We start from the raw sequence: 18,287 nt of genomic DNA, 5'->3' as shown, positions 1-18,287 counted from the left end.
ACCCACAAAAAACAACAGAAGAAAACATATGTATTTGGTTGAAGTGAGTAAAAAATATAGATATTGTTACTAAAGTATTGTATAATATGTATGTGATGCACAAATAAATATTTGCATAATTGATTGACGTGGGGTTTAGGCATGAAAAAAAGAAATATTTTATCGAATAAAACAATGATATGGGTTCTGGTTATCTTCTTTGTTGTAATAATTATGTCAACCGGAGGAAGTCTGCTCTATTTTCAAAATTCATTAAAGGTAAAACAGCAGAATCAGGTGGAATACAAACTGTATGAAAAGCATTACGCTTTCATCGCGGATGATAGCTCCGACACCATTTGGGAGGGAGTTTATAAAAGTGCGAAGGAGGAAGCGGAGGAGAATAATATCTATTTGGAGCTGTCGGGTAAGAACTTGGCAGTCAACTACACAAAGAGTCAGCTTCTGGATATCGCAATCGATTCGAACGTTGATGGAGTCATCCTTGAGGGAGATGAGAGCAACGGGCTTCGTGATATAATCAGTGAAGCGGAGGAAAAAGGTATTCCGGTCATAACGGTTTTATCTGATTGCACCAACAGTGGACGCAAGAGCTTTGTGGGAGTAAACAGTTACAGCATGGGTCAGGTATATGGTGAGCAGGTGTTGAAGACGACGGAAGGTGGAAATATCTTAGTGCTGATGAATACCAATTCTGATAATACGATACAAAATATTATTTATGCGGGAATCAGGGATACACTGAAAGGTGATGAAAGAAATGAGGACTATCACCTGAATGCCCTTGCTATTAATAACAAAAGCACGTTTGGAACAGAGGAGGCAGTTCGCGATATTTTTATCAATGAGGAGGAAACGCCTGACATTATCATCTGCCTTGACGAGGTAAGCACCACGAGTGCCTACCAGGCGGTGGTCGATTATAACAAGGTAGGTGTGGTTAATATCATGGGCTGTTATACTTCCGATACAATTTTAAACGCAATCGACAGAGAGGTAATCAATTCAACGATATCCATTGATTACAAGGAGCTTGGAGAATACTGTATCGACGCATTGCAAGAGTACAGCAATACCGGACATGTCAGTGAATATATGTCGGCAGACATTAACCTTATCACCAAAGAAAATGTTGGGGAGTATTTGAATTATGACGAAGAGACGGCAGAGTAAAGGGAATGGTATCCGGTTTTCCATACAGACAAAGCTGATTGCAGTATTTTTATTTACCTCCTGCATTTTATTAGTCGTGAATATGATTATGAACCAGAATATGAATAAAATGATTTCAGAGATTGATAAGGTTTATATCAGCAATGTTAACTTAAATGAACTTCAGTCTATTTTGAAGCAGGTTCAGGAATCGATGGAGGAGTATTTAAACACGAAGACCTCCGATGCGATGGAAGCTTATTATAGGAACGAAGATAAGTATTTGAAGCTGATGAATGGGCTGAATTCCGATATCGTAAATGATGATAGTAAAATAATTGAGAAAAACATAAAAAATATGTCTCTCAGCTATCTTGAGATAACGGACAAGACCATTGAGTATAAGCGCGGCAGGAATGTTGAAAAATACAGAGTAAGCTACGATGAGGCAGCAGAGATGTATCAGTACATCAACGCCTATATTTACAGCCTAAATAACGAACAGTTTAAGGAAAATACAGGAAATTACCAGTTGCTTTTGTCCTCCTTAAAATATTCAGAGGTTTTGAGCATGGGAATTTTAATTGTAATTGCAATAGCCAATATTATCCTGATTATTCTTTTTACGAGGGAGATGATTAATCCGATTGTCAAGCTTTCGGAGGCGGCAAATCTCGTGGCAAAGGGGCATTTTGATATTCCGGTTGTGGAGGTTGAATCAAGAGATGAGATAGAGGTTGTAACAAAGGCGTTTAACCAAATGGTATTAAGCATTCAAAATTATATTGAGCAGATTAAGAAAAGCATGGAGCTGGAAATTTCCATGAAGGAAAAAGAGCTGATGATGGAGAATCATTTAAAGGATGCAAGGCTTCGTTATCTTCAGGCACAGATTAATCCTCATTTTTTGTTTAATACGCTGAATGCGGGGGCACAGCTTGCTATGATGGAAGGGGCGGATAAAACCTACCGCTATATTCAGAATATGGCAGATTTTTTCCGATACAACGTAAAAAATAACAAGGAATCCGTTACCCTCAGAGAAGAAATTGATCTGGTGGACAGCTATATTTATATTTTGAATGTGCGCTTTTCCGGTGAGATTAAGTTTGTGAAGAATATTGATGAACGATACTTAAATGTAAGGCTGCCGAGCATGCTGCTGCAGCCGATTGTGGAAAATAGTATTCAGTATGGAATCAGAGATATCGACTGGGAGGGCGTGATTGAACTTCTTGTGTTTCGGGAAGAGGATCATGTCTGCATCAGCGTGAGAGATAACGGCATCGGCATGAGTCAGGAGCTGATTGAAAAAGTGATGAGCAGTAAGCTGAAGGAAAAGGATATTTCAGAGGATTCAAACGGCGTGGGACTTGACAATGTAATAAACAGACTCAGACTGTTTTACTCAAAGCAGGATGTAATGGAAATTACAAGTGTTGGAGAAAATATGGGAACCGAGGTTGCGATTTATATTCCGATAACGGAGGGGGAAAAATAGATGTACAAGATTATGCTGGCGGATGATGAAGGAATTGTGATTGATGCATTAAAATTTATCATTGAGAAAAATTTTGAAGATGAATGTGTTGTAGAATACGCAAAAACAGGAAGAAATGTCATCGAATTATCAGAAACGTTCTCGCCCGATATCGCCTTTATGGACATTCAGATGCCGGGGATTAACGGGATTGAGGCGATGAAGGAAATCAGGAAGCACAATTCATCGGTTATTTTCATTGTCGTGAGTGCCTATGACAAGTTTGATTATGCGAAAGAAGCAATTAATCTCGGTGTTATGGAATATATTAATAAGCCGATTTTACATGATAAAATTGTAGAAATTCTAAGACGGGCAATGGGAATTATTGATCAGGAAAGAAAAAAGAGAAGAAATGACCTGATGATAAGAGAAAAACTGGAAAATGTAGTCCCTGTTATTGAGAGTGGCTTGATTTATTCTATTTTATTTCAGGAGCATTTTGAGGAAGATGTTGAGAATTATAAACAATTGCTTGGCATCAATGTGGATTACGGTTACATGCTTTCGCTTGTGTGTGGAGAAAATCAGGAAAACAATCATATGACAAATGCGGTGGGTAGCGGTATTCGAATTCAATCCAATTATCGGGATATCCGTGACAGCATCAAGGATTATTTTCCGGGCATCATCGGTCCTGTCATGGCAAATAAGATTGCTGTTTTGATACCGTATGATGAGAAGCTCATGGACTATGATGCCAGAATTGAATTGATTGAGAAGGCAAGACAGCTTGCGAGAAAGCTAAAAAGCCGAATGGATTTACAGTTTCGGATTGGAATTGGCTCCGTCAAAAATATAAATCAAGCAGTGGAATCCTACAACGAGGCTCTTACGGCGCTGCTACATGCGAGAGGAAGTGTGGCGCATGTGGAGGATTTGCCGTTGGGCTGTGATTATGAGGAAGATTATCCAATTGAGCTTGAGAAAAAACTTTTTGATGCCGTGGGACGCGGCGATGTGGCGGAGGGCAATGAGATTGCTAAGAAGTTTTTTGACTGGATGCAGGAAAAACACGGAGAATATAGGGATGATATTAAGCTCAAAGCCTTAGAATTTGTGCTATGGTCGGAGCACATTGCCTATGAGAGCGGCGGTATGGTTTATAAATTCCGATCAAGGTCAGAATATCTGGAAGTTTTAAATCAAATGCAAGGAAACGATGAAATAAGACGCTGGTTTTTGGAAAAAACATGGGAGGCTTGCCAGAATGTAAAAGGGAAGAAGCAGGAAACCTCAAGCACCATCATTGACAAGGCGAAGGAATATATTGAGAAGCAGTATCATAAGGATATTTCGTTGGACGAGGTGTCCAAGGAGGTTGACATAAGTCCCTATTATTTCAGCAAGCTTTTTAAGGAGGAGACAGGAGAAAATTTTGTTAAGTATGTGACAAATATAAGGATGAATAAGGCGAAGGAACTTCTGAATAATACGGATATGAGTATGAAGGAAATCGGACTTCGCATCGGTTATGCAGACCCGAATTATTTCAGCAGAATATTTAAGAAAAACATTGGAGTGACACCGACAGAATACAAGGAGGGAAGGGGGTAGGAGTATGAAAAGGACAGTGATGTCCATCGTTGTTTTGTGTGTGGTCGCCATGCTGGCAGGGTGCCAGAAGGAGACGGGTGCGCAGAGCAGCAATGCAAAGGATGACAAGATAGAAATTGGAATGTGCTTTGATTCTTTCGTGATAGAGCGTTGGGAAAGAGACAGGGACGTGTTTGTGACAACGGCAAAGGAGCTGGGTGCTGAAGTAAACGTACAGAATGCAAACGGGAATTTAGAGACCCAGGTTTCGCAAATACAATACTTTATTGATAAGCAGGTAGATGTGATTGTTATCGTGGCAATTGATTCGGGGGAAATTACGGATGTTGTGCGTGAGGCAAAAAAAGCAGGGATTAAGGTGCTCGCCTACGACAGACTGATATCGGAGGCAGATGTTGATCTGTATATATCCTTTGACAATGAGAGGGTTGGAGAGCTGATGGCAGAGGCTCTTGCGGGGTCAATGGATAAGGATAAGCCACTGCTTATGATGTGTGGTCCTACGACGGACACAAATGTGGCATTTGTTGAAGAAGGTTTTCAAAAGGTGATGAAGCAAAACGGCATAGAGGTGGCAGATGTCATGAATGCAGAGGGCTGGAAGCCGGAGCTTGTCTATTCCTATTTAAGCAGTAACTATCAGGTGGCAAGCACGATAGGGGGAATTATGTGCGGAAACGATAGTCTTGCAGGTCAGGCGGTGCGTTATCTCTCGGAGCGGCGCCTCGCAGGAACGATACCGGTGGTTGGGCAAGATGCCGATTTAGATGCGTGCCAAAGAATTGTTGAGGGAGTTCAGCTTATGACGGTGTATAAGCCTGTGGAAAAGCTTGCAAAGGCGGCGGCAGAATATGCGGTAATGCTCGCGAAATCGGAGGAGATTGGAACTACTGATACGATCAGTGACAACAAATATGAAGTGCCGTACATAAAGCTTGAGCCGATTGCGGTGACAGCAGAAAATATGGATGAAGTCATCATTGATTCGGGCTTTCACTTAGGGGAGGACGTCTACTTAAATATTCCGGATGAGGAGAATACGGAATTAGAACAAAATTAAACAGGAAATTTTTGCAAAAGGATAGCACAAAATGAAAAAGTGCTATCCTTTTGTCCAGTTAAAAATATATAGAAGGTGGCAAGTAAGTGCTAGTATGAACATGATATAGTCTAAGTGTAGCAGATAACGTAACAACGGAGGGGTATCCGGGTTACTAAGCAACATTACTTAGGGAGGTATTTTTAGCATGAAAAAAAGATTACTCAGTGTTATTCTTGCAACAGCATTAACAGGCGTTATGCTTGCAGGTTGCGGAAGCAGCTCAACTACAGAGACGACATCCTCAACCCAAACGGAAACAACGACTCAAGACACAGCGACGGATACGAAAGACACAACTGATGCAGCAACTGATACAGCGGCAGCAGGTGGATTAGTAGGTGTAGCAATGCCAACCAAGGATTTACAGAGATGGAATCAGGATGGCGAGAACATGAAGGCACAGCTGGAAGCAGCAGGCTATGAGGTTGACCTTCAGTATGCAAGTAACGACGTGGCAACACAGGTTTCCCAGATTGAAAATATGATTTCAAACGGCTGTAAGCTGTTAGTAGTTGCATCTATTGACGGAAATTCCCTTGGAACACCGTTACAGGCTGCAAAGGACGCAAATATTCCTGTTATCGCTTATGACCGTCTGATTATGAACTCTGATGCAGTAAGCTACTATGCAACTTTTGATAACTATATGGTAGGAACAAAGCAGGGCGAATACATTGTGGATGCTCTTGATCTTGACAATGCAGCAGGTCCGTTCAATATGGAAATCTTTACAGGTGACCCAGGAGATAACAATGCAAACTACTTCTATGGCGGAGCTATGGATGTATTAAATCCTTATATCGAAGCAGGTAAATTAGTTGTTAAATCCGGCTCCAAGGATTTTGCTGATGTTGCAACAGCAAACTGGTCAACTGAGACAGCACAGTCAAGAATGGAAGCAATTCTTTCTTCTTACTATGCAGACGGAACCAAATTAGACGTAGTACTTTGCTCCAATGACTCAACTGCTCTTGGTGTAGAAAATGCACTCGATGCAAACTACACAGGTGAATGGCCTGTTATTACCGGTCAGGATTGCGATATGGCAAACGTAAAGAATATGATTGCTGGAAAACAGTCTATGTCAATCTTCAAAGATACTCGTGATTTAGCTACACAGGTTGTTAAGATGGTAGATGCAGTCATGACAGGAAGTACAGCACCGGTTAATGATACAGAGTCTTATGACAACGGCACAGGAATTATCCCAAGCTACCTTTGCGAGCCAGTATTTGCAGATAAAGACAATTATAAAGAATTATTAATTGACTCCGGTTACTATACAGAAGCAGACTTACAGTAGGACGGAATATTTATGGGCTGCTATGACATAGCAGCCCATTTAAGAAGTATTGGAGGGACGCTGGATTGGCTAAAATAATATTAGAAATGAAAAATATAATCAAGACTTTTCCGGGTGTAAAAGCTCTTGATAATGTGAATTTAAAAGTAGAAGAAGGCGAAATTCATGCGTTGGTTGGCGAAAACGGAGCCGGAAAATCTACATTGATGAATGTATTAAGCGGTATTTATCCCTATGGTTCTTACGAGGGAGACATCATCTATAATGGTGAAACATGTAAGTTTACAAAAATAAAGGATAGTGAAGAACAAGGAATCATCATTATACATCAGGAGTTGGCACTGATTCCTCATATGACAATTGGAGAAAATATATTTTTAGGAAATGAGCGTGGCAAAAAGTCGGCGATTGATTGGAATGAAACATACGGAAAGGCGGATGAGCTTTTAAGGCAGGTCGGACTTTCAGAAACCTCAAGAACATTAATAAAAAATATCGGTGTTGGAAAGCAGCAGCTTGTTGAGATTGCAAAGGCACTTGCCAAAAACGCCAAACTATTGATTTTGGATGAACCGACAGCATCTTTAAATGAATCTGATTCAAAGGCATTGCTGGATTTATTGTTGGAATTTAAGAAAAATGGAATGACTTCCATTATTATTTCCCATAAATTAAATGAAATTTCTTATGTCGCAGATAAAATTACGATTATAAGAGATGGATCTACGATTGAAACCCTGGATAAACAAAAGGATGACATATCGGAGGACCGCATTATAAAGGGCATGGTTGGAAGAGATTTGACTGACCGTTTCCCGAAACGGACTGCGCAAAAAATAGGCGAGGTCAATATGGAGGTAAAGGATTGGACAGTGTATCACCCGCTTTATACGGAGAAAAAGGTAGTAGATAATGTTTCCTTCCATGTGAAAAAGGGTGAGGTAGTAGGAATTTCCGGACTGATGGGTGCGGGAAGAACTGAGCTTGGCATGAGTGTATTCGGAAAAAGCTATGGCACAAATATATCGGGAAGCCTTACAATCAACGGAGAAGAAGTAGTATTACATAACGTGAAGGAAGCAATTGATAAAAAGCTTGCCTATGTGACGGAGGACAGAAAAGGAAACGGACTTATCCTCTCTAATCCAATCCGAATCAATACGACACTTGCAAATCTAAAAGAGGTAAGCAGTCATCAAATCATCGATATCGACAAGGAATATAACGTGGCGGTGGAATACAAGGAAAAGTTAAATACAAAATGCCCTACCGTGGAGCAGAATGTAGGAAACCTAAGCGGTGGAAACCAGCAGAAGGTTCTGCTTGCAAAATGGATGTTTGCCGATCCGGATATATTGATTTTGGATGAGCCGACACGAGGCATTGATGTCGGGGCAAAATATGAAATTTACTGTATTATCAACGACCTTGTGGCAGCCGGAAAGTCGGTTATCATGATATCCTCGGAGCTTCCGGAAGTACTTGGAATGTGTGATAGGATATATGTTATGAACGAAGGCAGAATCGTGGGCGAACTGGAAGCCGAGGAGGCAAGTCAGGAACGGATTATGTCACATATTTTGAAATCAAGTAAGGGAGAGTAAGACTATGGATAAAGTTGTAGGAATATTAAAAAAATATACCATGATATTGATACTAATATTGGTATTTGTCTTATTTACAGTGGGAACGGGCGGAAAAATGCTGCTTCCTGCCAATGTGAATAACCTGATTGCGCAAAATGCTTATGTGTTTGTCTTGGCGACAGGCATGTTGTTATGTATTTTGACCGGAGGTAACATTGATCTTTCCATAGGTTCGGTTGTGTGCTTTGTCGGCGCAATCGGAGGAACCTTGATGGTAAATAAGCATGTACCGGTGCCGGTTGCGATTATCGTTATGCTTTTGGTGGGGCTTGCAATCGGAGCTTGGCAAGGCTTTTGGATAGCCTTTAAACGAATACCGCCGTTTATTGTAACGCTTGCCGGAATGTTTGTGTTTAGGGGACTTTCCAACGTTATATTAAACGGACTTACGGTAGCGCCTATGCCGGATAATTATTTGAAATTGTTCAACACTTATGTGCCGGATATCTTCGGTGGAAACGGCTTTAATATTACCTGTATGCTGGCCGGTATTATCGCTTGTGTCATCTATGTTGTGCTGCAAATCAAAAACAGAAACAACAGAGCAAAAAAGGGATACCAGATGGAGAGCTTTGCAAATATGGTAGGAAAGGCAGTTGTTATCTGTGCCGCAATTCTTGCTTTTACCTTCAAGCTTTCACAGCATAAGGGAATTCCGACCGTGCTCATCTGGGTAATCGTAATTATTTTGATTTACTCTTATATCACATCCAAGACTACAACGGGAAGATATTTCTACGCGGTAGGAGGAAATGAAAAAGCAACGAGACTGTCCGGTATCAATACGGATATGGTATATTTTAAAGCATATTTAAACATGGCATTCCTGGCATCTGTTGCCGGAATGATTACGATAGCAAGACTTAACTCCGCAAACCCGACAGCCGGAACCAACTATGAGATGGATGCAATCGGCTCCTGCTTTATCGGTGGTGCCTCTGCATATGGCGGTATCGGAACTGTTCCGGGCGTTATTATCGGTGCAACCCTGATGGGTGTTATCAACCTTGGAATGAATATCATGGGTGTGGATGCCAACTATCAGAAGGTAGTAAAGGGACTTGTATTGCTTGCGGCAGTTATCTTTGATGTTACGACAAAAAAGAAAGAAGCATAAGATACTAGATTTTTTAATTAGAATTCTTTTTAATAGCAAAAAAATCCAGTTAGAATGGTAAACATTCTGACTGGATTTTTTCTATGATATAAAAAATATTATGTGCACCTCCCATTGTTTTCAGATAAGGTTGACTTTCTATATACCGATTGGTACAATAAAAATATAAGACAAAAGGGGTGGTGAATGGTTGGATACGAGAGAGACGATATTAGAGGAAGCACTGGATTTGTTTTACACAAAAGGTTATGACAGCGTGGGCGTACAAGAGATTGCAGAAAATGCAGGAATTACGAAGCCTACGCTTTATTATTATTTTGGGAGCAAAACAGGGCTTTTGAAGGAGATACTGGAGAGCTACGGAGGCGAGTTCATTCGAGAGATGAAGGCGCAGAGTCGCTATGAAGGCGATTTGCCCGGCACACTGTATAGGACGGCGGCAGCGTATGTAGAATTGGCAAAAAAGCATAGAAAATTTTATTTTTTTATGCTGGCACTGACCTACTATGCGAAGGAAAATGAAGCACATAAAGCGGTAAAGCCTTTTATCGCACAGCTAAACCGAATTGTTCTGGAGATTTTTGAGAATGCTGCGCCGCTGCTTGGAAATATGAATGGCAGGCAGCAGAAGTTTGCAATGGGGTTTGTCGGAACGATTAATGGGTATATTTTATATGTGTCGGAAACGAGTGAGGACGGTGAGCTGAATATCACAAATGAGCAGGTTTTCACGCTGGTTCATCAATTTATGCATGGAATTTATTCTTGAGGATTAGGTGCGCAAAAAATAAGGTGTAATTCCATTCTGATTTTCTTAAAAAGTATTTGCAATATACCGAATGGTATATAGACAGGAGGCAGCATGAGCAAATGGTACAACGAGGCAGTTTTTTATCATATATATCCCTTGGGAGCATTAGGGGCGGAGAAGGAGAATAACATTCAGGAGGCTTTACACAGGCTCTTGGAGTTGGAAGGATGGGTTTCTCATCTGACAGAGCTTGGTGTGGATGCGGTCTATATCGGACCTCTTTTCGAAGCGGAGACACACGGATATGACACAAGAGATTATCGCTTAGTGGATAGAAGACTTGGGGATAACAATGATTTTAAGAGACTTGTGAAGGTGTTTCATGAGGCGGGAATCAAGGTTGTTGTGGATGGTGTTTTTAATCACACAGGGCGGAATTTTTTTGCTTTTCGCGATTTAAAGGAAAAAGGGGAGGCTTCCCCTTATAAGGATTGGTATAGGGATATAAATTTCGGCGGTTCTTCCCCTTATGGAGATTCTTTTTCTTACTCGGCATGGAGAGGACACTATGAGCTTGCCAACTTAAATTTGTATAATCCTTCGGTTGTTCAGTATTTGCTGGATGTTATCGGGTTTTGGATAGAGGAGTTTGACATTGACGGTATCAGGCTGGACTGCGCAGATTGCCTGACCTTTGAGTTCATGAAGGAGATGAGGCGGTTTACGGAGGAGAAAAAAGAGGATTTCTGGCTGATGGGCGAGGTGATTCACGGAGACTATGGAAAATGGGCAAATGATGAAACGCTTCACTCGGTGACAGACTATGAGCTGCACAAGGGCCTATATTCCGGACATAATGACCATAATTATTTTGAAATTGCCCATACGATAAAACGGTTGTTTGATGAAAATGGCGGACTTTGCAAAGATGCTGTCCTTTACTCCTTTGTGGACAATCATGATGTTGACCGTCTGGCAAGCAAACTGAATAATCAGGCGCATCTGTTTCCGGTTTATGCACTGCTTTACACACTGCCGGGAATCCCATCCATTTATTATGGCTCGGAATGGGGAATTGAGGGCAAGAAAGAAAATAACAGTGATGACCCGCTAAGACCGCGAATTGACATAAACGACCGCAATTTTACCGGACATAACAGGGAACTTACGGAATTTATCAAGAGCCTTGGCAGAGTAAAGAAGGAAAATGCGGATGTGCTGACGGGCAGATACAGAGAACTTATGTTAACCAACAGACAGTATGCTTTTGCGAGATACACAGAAAAGGCTGCTCTTATTACACTTGTAAACAATGATGAGAATGCGGCAGATGTCTATATTCCGCTTACCTTTCTATCAGAGGTAAGGACAGCTAAAAATGCACAAACCGGTGAAACAATCGAAATACAAGGAAATGGAATACAAGTAAGCGTAAAAGCTAATTCAGCGGTATTTATCAGAATAGAGTAGCCAAAGGGGGACTTAACATGAGTGAGGCGAGAAAAAACACAGAAATTTGTCTGGGAGAATTGGATCAATACTATTTTGGTGAGGGAACTCACTATGAGATTTATAAAAAACTTGGAGCACATCCAATTGAGCTGGATGGAAAAAAGGGTGTATATTTTGCGGTATGGGCACCACATGCAAAAGAGGTAAGCGTCGTGGGAGACTTTAACGGCTGGGACAAACAGGCAAATTCCATGAGACGGTTGGAGCCGATCGGATTTTATGAAGCCTTTGTGGAGGGAGCCTTAGAGGGCCAGATGTATAAGTTTCTCATCACGACAAAGGAAGGAAAGCAGATATACAAGGCGGACCCCTTTGCCAACTACGCGCAGCTTCGTCCGGAAAATGCTTCCGTTGTGACGAATATCAATAATTTTAGCTGGGGCGACAAGGTCTGGATGAAAAAACGAGAGCAGAAGGATATGAAAAAAGAGCCGGTCTCCATCTACGAGGTGCATCCGGGTTCATGGCGCAAGCATGCCGAGGCGGAGGACGAGGACGGTTTTTATAACTATAAGGAGCTGGCGCATGAGCTTACAGACTATATAAAGGAGATGGGTTACACCCATGTCGAGCTGATGGGAATTGCAGAGTACCCGTATGACGGCTCATGGGGATATCAGGTGACGGGCTATTATGCGCCGACATCGCGCTATGGGACGCCTGCAGACTTTATGTATCTGATAAATTATTTTCATAAAAATAAGATAGGTGTCATTCTGGATTGGGTTCCGGCGCATTTTCCAAGAGACGAGCACGGACTTGCAGATTTTGACGGAGAGCCGCTGTTTGAATATGCTGATTCTAGAAAGGGAGAGCATCCCGACTGGGGAACAAAGATATTTGACTATGGAAAAAACGAAGTGAGAAATTTTCTCATTGCAAACGCCTTGTTTTGGATTGAGCACTATCATATTGACGGATTGCGCGTGGACGCTGTGGCTTCCATGCTCTACTTAGATTACGGAAAAAATGCGGGTGAATGGATTCCGAACAAGTTTGGCGGGAATAAAAATTTAGAGGCGATGGAGTTTTTCAAGCATTTGAATTCTGTCGTGCTCGGAAGAAATCACGGAACAATGATGATTGCAGAGGAATCGACCGCATGGCCGAAGGTGACAGGAAAGACGGAGGAAGACGGACTCGGCTTTACGTTTAAGTGGAATATGGGGTGGATGAACGACTTTTTAGAATATATTAAGCTTGATCCGCTCTTTAAAAAAGGCGCACACAATTTGATGACCTTTGCCATGACCTATGCCTACAGTGAGAATTATATCCTTGTTTTATCGCATGATGAGGTTGTGCACTTAAAACGCTCTGTTTTGAGCAAAATGCCGGGTGATTACGAGGAAAAAATTGCAAATGCAAAGACGGCTTACACTTATATGATGGGGCATCCGGGAAAGAAACTTTTATTTATGGGCCAGGAATTTGGTCAGATTCAGGAGTGGAGCGAGAAGAGAGCGCTTGACTGGCACTTACTCAAGGAAGAACCTCATAAACAGCTTTGGAACTACCAGAAGGAGTTGCAAAAGCTGTACACCAAATATCCGGCCATGTATGAACGGGATACGGAGCCGGGCGGCTTTGAGTGGATAAACGCGAATGACCGGGAGAGAAGCATTTTCAGCTTTGTGCGCTGGTCGGAGACAGGAAAAAATAATCTGCTCTTTATCTGCAATTTTACACCTGTAGAGTGGAAGGATTACCGGGTCGGAATACCCTACAAGAAGAATGTGAAGCTTTTGTTAGACAGCAATGAGAAGCAGTTTGGCGGGACGGCTGAGTGGACGACAAGGACCTTTAAGGCGGAGAAGAAGGAATGTGACGGCAGAGAATACTCGGTGGCGTTTCCGATGGGACCGTTTAGCGCGGCGGTGTTTTTGTTTTAGGATCCAGAAAAATTAATTTGCATAAACAAAAGTGTTTTTATCTGTGATATAATAAAATATTACAACTAATATTAGGAGACAAATATGCAGAAAGAATCAATCACTCAACTGAAAGCCCTCATAGACCCTGAACTACCCTTAGTATCAAACCTAAGCAATACCGCTGCATTTCTATGGGAAGCGCTCGATGAAATCAATTGGGCAGGATTTTATCTTTTGAAGGAAGAAACTCTCTATCTTGGACCGTTTCAGGGCAAGGTGGCATGTACGAGAATCCAGATTGGAAAAGGTGTGTGCGGAACAGCGGCACAGGAGGCAAAAACTCAGCTTGTGGAGGATGTACATCAATTTCCGGGGCATATTGCCTGTGACAGCGCTTCCAATTCTGAAATTGTAGTGCCGATTATAATAGACAAAAAGGTTGTGGGTGTACTCGATATCGACAGCCCTAAATTTGCGAGATTTAAGGAAGAGGACAGATTAATTCTCGAGGAGCTGGTTCATATTTTGGAACAGGGCTGTAACTGGAAGTCAGAAATCATATAGTTTATCAGAAAGGGTGTTTCCATGTTAATCACAAGGGAAGCAATCAGACAATACTGCCAGAGTAATGTGAGCTTTCAGCATGCAAATGAGCTTCAAATGAGGGGATGTGTGAGAAACCTGCATGTGAAGGATGTTTGCGGCGAGGAAGTTACAATTGGGGCAGATGTAATTGAGAACAGAAAAAATTACAGAGTGCAGGCTACCCTGAATAAGGAACAGCAAATCAATCAAAGCTCATGCAGTTGCGGCATGGGATACTGGGGAATTTGCGCCCATCGCGGTGCTTTTCTTTTAGAATATGAAAAACAGTCGAGGCAGGGCGAGATAAAAAGAGTGACCTCCAAAGCCATTCAGGATTTAATCTATGAACTTTCATACCGGAATAAAAGGGAGGCATATAAGGAAAAGCTCGCAGGTGATATTGAGCTTATTCCTTCGCTTAAAATACAAGATGGTGTGCAGGTAAGCTTCAAAATCGGCAGCCAGAAAAAATATGTAATACGAAGCCTCACCGAATTTGTAGACAACGTGGAGAACGGAAATTATTTTGAATACGGGCAAAAATTAAAATTTGCACATGACAGGGCTGCTTTTACGGAAGAAGCCCTTAAAATGCTAGATTTTATTATAGAAAATATTGAAAATTATCATCATATCAGTGAAGTGTTCGACTATGAATACTATGAAAGAGCGTTGCGATATCTTCCGCTTTCGGAGTCTGAACTGGATAAGTTTATGGAACTGTGTGAGGACAGGGAAATATTGATTACGGCAGCCAGGCAAGAAAAAGGCTTGAGACTGATTAGAAAAAATCCTGATATTAAGGTTTATATTGAGAAGGAAAATAAAGGAGCAAGCATTTATTTTGAAGATACAAACCATGTTCTGATGGGAACGAAGCGAATTTATGCGGTGCAAAGCGATGGTATTTACATGAGCAGTGAAGAATACAAGGAAGAAATGAAACCTGTTTTTCATATGCTTACGATGAATGGGGAACAGAGGGTATTCCTAAGTGAGGATGACTATAATACTTTTTGTGCATCCATTCTTCCGGTTTTGTCGGAGCACTGCGAGATAGAGTACCGTGAAATGGATTTTCAGGCATATATGCCGCCTGCTACGGAAATAGAAATCTATCTGGATTCGCCGGAAAAGAATTATGTCACCTGTACAATCTACGCAAAGTACGGGGGAAAAAAATATAATATTTTTGAAAAATTCAATCCAATTGAAGTGTATCGGGATGTAAAGACAGAGTGCAATGCTTATCTTTTGGGGAAGAAATATTTTGCGGGATCGACAAAGGAGGAAGAGCAGGCGTTCTTCATTAAAAATGATGATGAGCTTCTCTTTCACTTCTTGGAAAGCGGGATAAGCGATTTTCAGGAAATCGGAACAGTATTTATTTCCGATAATTTTAAGGGAATGAAGGTCATATCTTCCCCGAAGGTGTCCATCGGTGTGTCCTTGGAGAGCGGGCTGCTGGAGCTTACACTGGATGCCGGAGAAATGCCGCTTAACCAACTGGCAGGGCTTTTAGACAGCTATAAGAGACGAAAGAAATTTTACCGGCTAAAAAGCGGTGAGTTTATCAATTTAGAGGACAGCTCATATTCCACGATTACAGAGCTGGCGGACGGGCTTTCCCTGACCGCTAGGGAATTAAAGGAAAATAAGATTATCTTGCCGCAAAACAGGGCGTTGTATTTGGACAAGATATTGCGGGAAAGCAATGAGGCAGTGGAATATCACAGGGATATTTATTTTAAGAACCTGATTAAAAATATCAAGGCAGTAGAGGATGCGGAATTTGAAATTCCATACACCTTGAAATCTACCCTGCGCGAATATCAAAAGAATGGTTATCGCTGGCTGAAAACTTTGTCAGCCTACGGCTTTGGAGGAATACTTGCCGATGATATGGGGCTTGGAAAAACGCTTCAAATCATTGCTCTGCTTCTTTCACAGAAGGAGGAGGAGAAAGGCACCAGCTTAATTGTGTGCCCTGCATCCCTTATTTACAATTGGGAATCAGAGCTTGAGAAATTTGCGCCTGAGCTTAAAACATGCATTGTGGCAGGCATGGCGCAGGAGAGAAAAACGCTGATTGAAAGTTTCGAAGAATATGATGTTCTTGTGACTTCATATGATTTATTAAAGCGAGACGCAGCACATTATAATAATATTTTATTTGAGACGGAAATCATTGATGAGGCGCAGTATATCAAAAATCAGGCGACACAGGCGTCTAAAGCGGTGAAGGCGGTTCAGGCAAAGGTAAAATTTGCCTTGACAGGAACTCCGATTGAAAATCGTTTAAGTGAGCTGTGGAGCATTTTTGACTATCTGATGCCGGGTTTACTGTACAGCTATCGTCATTTCAGAAATGAAATCGAGGCACCTATCGTACAGACAAACGATGAGGTATCGCTAAAACGTCTGCAAAGGCTGATTAGTCCGTTTGTTTTGAGACGATTGAAGCCAGATGTTTTGAAGGATTTGCCGGACAAGCTGGAAAATACCATCTATTCCAAAATGGAAGGAGAGCAGCTAGAGCTTTATCAGGCAAATGTGCAGCTGCTTCGAAACAGCATTGACAGCAAGTCAGACGAGGAATTTAAGAAAAACAAACTTCAGATATTGGCGGAGCTCACCAAGCTTCGTCAGCTTTGCTGCGATCCTGCGCTTTATTATGACGCATATAAAGGCAGCTCAGCAAAGCTGGAGGCGTGTATGGATTTGATTGAGAATGGTGTTGAGGGCGGACATAAGATATTATTGTTTTCCCAGTTTACAACGATGTTTGACATTCTCATAAAAAAGCTGGATGAGCTGCATATCCCTTATTTTGTTCTTACAGGGAAGACGCCGAAAGCAAGGCGCTATCAGATGGTGGAGGAGTTCAACCGGGATAACACGAAGGTATTTCTCATATCTTTAAAAGCAGGCGGAACCGGATTAAATCTGACGGGAGCGGATATCGTTATCCACTATGACCCGTGGTGGAATGTATCGGCACAAAATCAGGCGACGGACCGCGCACACCGAATTGGGCAGAAAAATGTGGTGTCCGTATTTAAGCTGATTACCAAAAATTCAATCGAGGAAAAAATATTGAACTTGCAGGAGATGAAGAAGGACTTGGCAGATAAGGTGATATCGGAGGACGAAATTTCTAATATCACGTTTGATAAAAATGATTTGTTAGAGCTGTTGAGCTAGAAAAGGGGGAATTGCTGTGTGGAAGAAGAGCTTTTTTTTGCTGACCTTTGTTTTGGTTTTGGCAGGCTGTGGGAGAACCGAGCAGGTGATTGAGACAAAATCAGAGGAAAGCAGTAAAGAGGAAGAAATAACGGCAGGAACGGAGAGTGCCGAAGAGACCAAAAACGCTGAGGTTGAGGAAAACGCAGAAGAAACAGGAATGACAGGTGAAGCGGGAAATTCATCAACGGCTTTGCAGGAGGAGACGACAGCAGAAGGAGAGACAGAAAAAGAGGCGGAAATCGCGAAGAAATACAACCTGCCGGAGGGTTTTGTCTATGTGGATGACGTGATACCGACAGCGGAGCTTGAGATCCGCTATTACACGGATTACAATTTTGTCGGAGAAAAAATTGACGGTTATGCGGCACCTCTTGCTATTTTGACAACGCAGGCGGCAGATGCATTGAAACAGGCATCGGACAGACTTTTAGAGGATGGTTATCACCTTAAAATATATGACGGCTACCGCCCTCAAAAAGCGGTGGATCATTTTGTGCGCTGGTCGCAGGAAAGCAACGACAGCATGAAGGAGATTTTTTACCCTTCGCTGGAAAAAGACATACTGTTTACAAGCGGCTATATTTCCAAAAAGTCCAGACATTCCAGAGGAAGCACAGTCGACATTACAATCGTGAATGAGGAGGGCGTCGAGGTCGATATGGGCAGCTATTTTGATATGCTTGATACCATATCCAACTATGATACAGACAAGATAACCGATCAGCAGCATAAAAACAGGGAATATTTAAGAAGCATTATGGATGCGGCAGGTTTTGACTCAATCAGAACGGAATGGTGGCACTTTCAGCTAAGGGATGAGCCTTATCCAAGCACCTATTTTGACTTTGATATTGAATAGCAGATTACAATCTTGTCACGCGATGAGACTGTAACCATAGGAT

General features: G+C 41.8%; 13 protein-coding genes. All 13 read left to right on the top strand.

Annotation, left to right across the window (positions count from 1 at the left end):
• The first annotated feature begins 141 nt into the window (after window positions 1-141).
• Window positions 142-1,173 carry a sugar ABC transporter substrate-binding protein gene (locus CTY48_RS04855; protein ID WP_099467388.1) on the top strand — a complete coding sequence of 344 codons (1,032 nt, stop codon included), beginning with the start codon at window positions 142-144 and terminating at the stop codon, window positions 1,171-1,173.
• Window positions 1,151-2,653 carry a sensor histidine kinase gene (locus tag CTY48_RS04850; protein WP_099467387.1) on the top strand — a complete coding sequence of 501 codons (1,503 nt, stop codon included), beginning with the start codon at window positions 1,151-1,153 and terminating at the stop codon, window positions 2,651-2,653. The genes CTY48_RS04855 and CTY48_RS04850 overlap by 23 nt, the downstream gene beginning before the upstream one ends.
• A complete protein-coding gene (locus CTY48_RS04845; RefSeq protein ID WP_099467386.1) occupies window positions 2,654-4,249 on the top strand; it encodes a response regulator in 1,596 nt (531 codons plus the stop codon).
• A 4-nt stretch (window positions 4,250-4,253) separates the two neighbouring features.
• A complete protein-coding gene (locus tag CTY48_RS04840; RefSeq protein WP_099467385.1) occupies window positions 4,254-5,309 on the top strand; it encodes a substrate-binding domain-containing protein in 1,056 nt (351 codons plus the stop codon).
• A 187-nt stretch (window positions 5,310-5,496) separates the two neighbouring features.
• Window positions 5,497-6,654, top strand: coding sequence for a multiple monosaccharide ABC transporter substrate-binding protein (chvE, locus tag CTY48_RS04835; protein ID WP_099467384.1), 1,158 nt, complete (start codon window positions 5,497-5,499; stop codon window positions 6,652-6,654).
• 65 nt (window positions 6,655-6,719) lie between these two features.
• Complete coding sequence (gene mmsA / locus CTY48_RS04830; protein ID WP_099467383.1) at window positions 6,720-8,258, top strand: multiple monosaccharide ABC transporter ATP-binding protein; 1,539 nt, start codon at window positions 6,720-6,722, stop codon at window positions 8,256-8,258.
• Window positions 8,259-8,262: 4 nt separating this feature from the next.
• Window positions 8,263-9,417, top strand: a complete 1,155-nt coding sequence (gene mmsB, locus CTY48_RS04825; protein WP_099467382.1) for a multiple monosaccharide ABC transporter permease — start codon at window positions 8,263-8,265, stop codon at window positions 9,415-9,417.
• A 190-nt stretch (window positions 9,418-9,607) separates the two neighbouring features.
• Window positions 9,608-10,186 (top strand): TetR/AcrR family transcriptional regulator, encoded by a 579-nt coding sequence (locus CTY48_RS04820; protein ID WP_099467381.1) that lies wholly within the window; start codon window positions 9,608-9,610, stop codon window positions 10,184-10,186.
• A 93-nt stretch (window positions 10,187-10,279) separates the two neighbouring features.
• The gene (locus CTY48_RS04815; RefSeq protein ID WP_099467380.1) at window positions 10,280-11,638 is read left to right on the top strand and encodes an alpha-amylase family glycosyl hydrolase; all 1,359 of its coding nucleotides are present in this window, start codon (window positions 10,280-10,282) and stop codon (window positions 11,636-11,638) included.
• 17 nt (window positions 11,639-11,655) lie between these two features.
• On the top strand, window positions 11,656-13,572 hold the full coding sequence (gene glgB / locus CTY48_RS04810) for a 1,4-alpha-glucan branching protein GlgB (protein ID WP_099467379.1): 1,917 nt from the start codon (window positions 11,656-11,658) through the stop codon (window positions 13,570-13,572).
• An 84-nt stretch (window positions 13,573-13,656) separates the two neighbouring features.
• On the top strand, window positions 13,657-14,118 hold the full coding sequence (locus tag CTY48_RS04805; RefSeq protein ID WP_099467378.1) for a GAF domain-containing protein: 462 nt from the start codon (window positions 13,657-13,659) through the stop codon (window positions 14,116-14,118).
• A gap of 21 nt (window positions 14,119-14,139) precedes the next feature.
• Window positions 14,140-17,343, top strand: a complete 3,204-nt coding sequence (locus CTY48_RS04800; RefSeq protein ID WP_099467377.1) for a DEAD/DEAH box helicase — start codon at window positions 14,140-14,142, stop codon at window positions 17,341-17,343.
• Between the two features lie 16 nt (window positions 17,344-17,359).
• Window positions 17,360-18,244, top strand: coding sequence for a M15 family metallopeptidase (locus tag CTY48_RS04795; protein ID WP_180272637.1), 885 nt, complete (start codon window positions 17,360-17,362; stop codon window positions 18,242-18,244).
• Window positions 18,245-18,287 lie beyond the last annotated feature (43 nt).

The sequence above is a fragment of the Konateibacter massiliensis genome (genome assembly GCF_900184995.1).
In the GTDB taxonomy this organism is placed as follows: Bacteria; Bacillota; Clostridia; order Lachnospirales; family Lachnospiraceae; genus Lachnotalea; species Lachnotalea massiliensis.
The sequence above is the reverse complement of the archived record's forward strand: the minus strand, read 5'-3'. Positions and strand labels throughout refer to the sequence as shown.

Coding starts and splice junctions, on each gene's coding strand:
- CTY48_RS04855 (WP_099467388.1), top strand. CDS start 142: ATGAAAAAAAGAAATATTTTATCGAATAAAACAATGATATGGGTTCTG.
- CTY48_RS04850 (WP_099467387.1), top strand. CDS start 1,151: ATGACGAAGAGACGGCAGAGTAAAGGGAATGGTATCCGGTTTTCCATA.
- CTY48_RS04845 (WP_099467386.1), top strand. CDS start 2,654: ATGTACAAGATTATGCTGGCGGATGATGAAGGAATTGTGATTGATGCA.
- CTY48_RS04840 (WP_099467385.1), top strand. CDS start 4,254: ATGAAAAGGACAGTGATGTCCATCGTTGTTTTGTGTGTGGTCGCCATG.
- chvE (WP_099467384.1), top strand. CDS start 5,497: ATGAAAAAAAGATTACTCAGTGTTATTCTTGCAACAGCATTAACAGGC.
- mmsB (WP_099467382.1), top strand. CDS start 8,263: ATGGATAAAGTTGTAGGAATATTAAAAAAATATACCATGATATTGATA.
- CTY48_RS04815 (WP_099467380.1), top strand. CDS start 10,280: ATGAGCAAATGGTACAACGAGGCAGTTTTTTATCATATATATCCCTTG.
- glgB (WP_099467379.1), top strand. CDS start 11,656: ATGAGTGAGGCGAGAAAAAACACAGAAATTTGTCTGGGAGAATTGGAT.
- CTY48_RS04805 (WP_099467378.1), top strand. CDS start 13,657: ATGCAGAAAGAATCAATCACTCAACTGAAAGCCCTCATAGACCCTGAA.
- CTY48_RS04800 (WP_099467377.1), top strand. CDS start 14,140: ATGTTAATCACAAGGGAAGCAATCAGACAATACTGCCAGAGTAATGTG.